Source organism: Pseudonocardia pini, assembly GCF_013870575.1.
In the GTDB taxonomy this organism is placed as follows: Bacteria; Actinomycetota; Actinomycetes; order Mycobacteriales; family Pseudonocardiaceae; genus Pseudonocardia; species Pseudonocardia pini.
The window spans coordinates 1-3,054 of sequence record NZ_JACBXB010000684.1 but is presented as its reverse complement, the minus strand read 5'-3'; the positions used below and the strand labels follow the sequence as shown (position 1 = coordinate 3,054).

Genomic DNA, 3,054 nt, shown 5'->3' with positions numbered 1-3,054 from the left:
GGACGGACTCCTTCTCCGGCGCGGGCTTCTCGGCCGCCTGGGCCTGCGGGGCGGGCTCCTTCTCCGGCTCCGGCTGCTCCGGGGCCTTCTCGGGGGCCTTCTCGCGGGCCTTCTCCTCGGCCTTCGGCGCGGGCTCCGGCTCGGACTCGGCGGACGCGGCGTCCGCGTCCCCGATGAGGGCGAGCTGCCCGCCGACCTCGACGGTGTCGTCCTCGCCGACGCTCAGCTCCAGCACGGTGCCCGCGACCGGCGACGGGATCTCGGTGTCGACCTTGTCCGTGGAGACCTCGAGCAGCGGCTCGTCGACCTCGACGGTGTCGCCGACCTGCTTGAGCCAGCGGGTCACGACGCCCTCGGTCACCGACTCGCCCAGCTCCGGCATGGTGACCGGGGTGCCGCTGTCGGTGGGCTTCCCGGTGGCCGCCTTGGGCTTCTCGGCGGGCTCCTCGGCCGCGGCGGGCTCCTCCTCGGCCTTCGCGGGCTCCGGCTCCGGCTCGGGGGCGGGCTCGGGCTCGGCCTCGGCGTCGGGGGTGGCGGAGCCCTCGTCCGCGGCGCCGTCGCCGATCACCGCGAGCTCGCCGCCGACCTCGACGGTCTCGTCCTCGCCCGCGACGATCTTCTGCAGGGTACCTGCCACGGGGGACGGGATCTCGGTGTCGACCTTGTCGGTCGAGACCTCGAGCAGCGGCTCGTCGACCTCGACGGTGTCGCCCTCGGCCTTGAGCCAGCGGGTGACGGTGCCTTCGGTGACGCTCTCACCGAGGGCGGGCATCTGGACGGAGAAGGCCATGTCTGCTCGGATCCTCTTTCGACGTACGGTTCGCCCGCGGATGTCTCAGCCGTGGGTGTGCAGGGGTTTGCCCGCCAGGGCGAGGTGCGCTTCACCGAGCGCCTCGTTCTGGGTGGGGTGGGCGTGGACGAGCGGGGCCACGTCACCGGGCTCCGCCTCCCAGTTGTAGACGAGCTGGGCCTCGCCGATGAGTTCGCCGACGCGGGCGCCGACCAGGTGGAGGCCGACCACGGGGCCGTCCTTGGCGCGGACGAGCTTGATCGCGCCGGAGGTCTGCAGGATCTGGGACTTGCCGTTGCCGCCGAGGTCGTAGACGACGGTCTCGATCTCCCCGTGCCGCTCCTTGGCCTGTGCCTCGGTGAGCCCGACGGAGGCGACCTCCGGCTCGCAGTAGGTGACCCGCGGGATCCCCGCCTCGTCGATCACCCGCGGCTCGAGCCCGGCGATGTCCTCGGCCACGAAGATGCCCTGCGCGAACCCGCGGTGCGCCAGCTGCAGGCCGGGGACGATGTCGCCGACGGCGTACACGCCGTCGAGGTTGGTGCGCAGCCGATCGTCGGTGGTGACGAAGCCGCGCTCCATGGCCAGCCCGGCCTCGGAGTACCCGTGGCCGGTGGTGTTCGGGCCGCGCCCGACGGCGACGAGCAGCAGGTCCGCCTCGAGCTCCTCACCGGACTCCAACGACACGGTCACGGAGTCGTTGGCCTGCTTCGCGCCGGTGAACCGGACGCCGGTCTTGGCGGTGATCTTCCGACGACGGAAGGCGCGTTCGAGCAGCTTGGAGGCGAACTCGTCCTCGCCTGCGACCAGCCGCGGCAGCGCCTCGACGACGGTGACCTCGGACCCGAACGACCGGTACACGCTCGCGAACTCGACGCCGATCACACCGCCGCCGAGGATGACGACCTTGCGGGGCACGGTGTCCCAGGTCAGCGCCTGGTCGGAGGTGATGATCCGGCCGCCGATCTCGAGGCCGGGCAGGGTCTTGGCGTACGAGCCGGTGGCCAGCACGACGTTGCGGCCCGTGTAGGTGGTCCCGTCGACCTCCACCGACCTGGGGCCGACGAACGTCCCGGTACCTTCGACGAGGTCGATCTTGCGGGACTTGACCAGGCCCTGGAGGCCTTTGTAGAGCCGGGAGACGACACCGTCCTTGTAGGAGTGCACCCCCGGCATGTCGATCCCGATGAGCTGCGACAGGACGCCGACCGCGGCGCCGTCGCGGGCGGTGTCGGCGACCTCGGCCGCGTGCAGCAGCGCCTTGGTGGGGATGCAGCCGCGGTGCAGGCAGGTGCCACCGAGCTTGTCCTTCTCGACCAGGACCACGGACATGCCCAGCTCCGCGGCGCGCAGGGCGCAGGCGTAGCCACCGGAACCACCGCCCAGGATCACCAGATCGGCAGCCTGTTCGGGCACGGCCCGGCCTCCCTCTCACCTGTTCGGTCGCACGGTCGGCCCCATCTTGTCACCCGGGCCGGGCGGCTGCCGGTGCAGGTCGGGAGAAATTCGGACACCTCGTGCGTTGGAGGGGGCGGAACCACGCGGAGCGGAGGGCGACATGGGGCTGTTCGGTCGGAGGAAGGGCGGTGTCCGACGGGGCGCGGACTCGGCCGACGCCGAGCACCTGCGGTCCTGGGCGGCCGTGCGGGAGGGCGTCGAGGGGTTCGTCGAGCCGCGCACGACCGTCACCGAGACCACCATGCTGCTCGTGGCGAAGGACGGCGAGTGGACGCGGCGGCGGATCTCGGGCCCGGACGGTGCGCGCAAGCTCGCCCGGTCGCTCAAGATCCCGGTGTACGACGTCCAGCTCGTCGGCTACCCCCAACGCATGCGAGACCACGACGCACGGCAGAAGATCATGCGGCGGCGTGAGGAGCAGCGTCGGCTGGAGGGATAGCGGCGGCCCAGCCCGCGTCGAACGTGACGTACCGGTGGCCGTGGTCCGCGCCGGCGTCCTGCGCGATCAGCAACGCCGCCGTGACCTGCCAGAACGCGACCGGGTCGGTCAGCAGCGACCGCGGTGACCAGCGGACGACGGGATCGTCTGCGTTGCGGAGCTCGGTGCAGCCGGGGGCGTGCTCGCCCACCGAGTCGGGGCGGCCCGCGAGCAGGCAGCCGTCGACCAGCGGCGCGAGGGGCAGGGCCGCGGTGGCGCCGAGGCTCTCCCCGAACAGCAGCAGGCGCGGCCCGTCGGCGGGCAGGGCGGCCCGCAGCGCGCTGACGACGGCGGCCGCGGACCGTGCCGCGGCGTCCCCGCCTACGAC

At 72.8% G+C, this 3,054-nt stretch carries 3 protein-coding genes and 1 pseudogene; 1 reads left to right on the top strand and 3 read right to left on the bottom strand.

What is annotated here, in order from left to right:
- On the bottom strand, positions 1-790 hold a 790-nt coding region (locus H5J29_RS27135; protein ID WP_312858438.1), incomplete at its 3' end, for a biotin/lipoyl-containing protein.
- Between the two features lie 45 nt (positions 791-835).
- A complete protein-coding gene (gene lpdA / locus H5J29_RS27130) occupies positions 836-2,206 on the bottom strand; it encodes a dihydrolipoyl dehydrogenase (protein WP_181783836.1) in 1,371 nt (456 codons plus the stop codon).
- A gap of 142 nt (positions 2,207-2,348) precedes the next feature.
- Here lpdA and H5J29_RS27125 point away from each other — a divergent pair, with 142 nt between their 5' ends.
- Entirely contained in the window at positions 2,349-2,687 is a 339-nt protein-coding gene (locus tag H5J29_RS27125; protein WP_181783835.1) for an oxidoreductase, read from the top strand.
- Here H5J29_RS27125 and H5J29_RS27120 read toward each other — a convergent pair.
- A pseudogene (locus tag H5J29_RS27120) lies at positions 2,647-3,054 on the bottom strand (hypothetical protein); the annotation flags it as partial. The gene H5J29_RS27125 and the pseudogene H5J29_RS27120 sit on opposite strands and share 41 nt — an antisense overlap.

Coding starts and splice junctions, on each gene's coding strand:
- H5J29_RS27125 (WP_181783835.1), top strand. CDS start 2,349: ATGGGGCTGTTCGGTCGGAGGAAGGGCGGTGTCCGACGGGGCGCGGAC.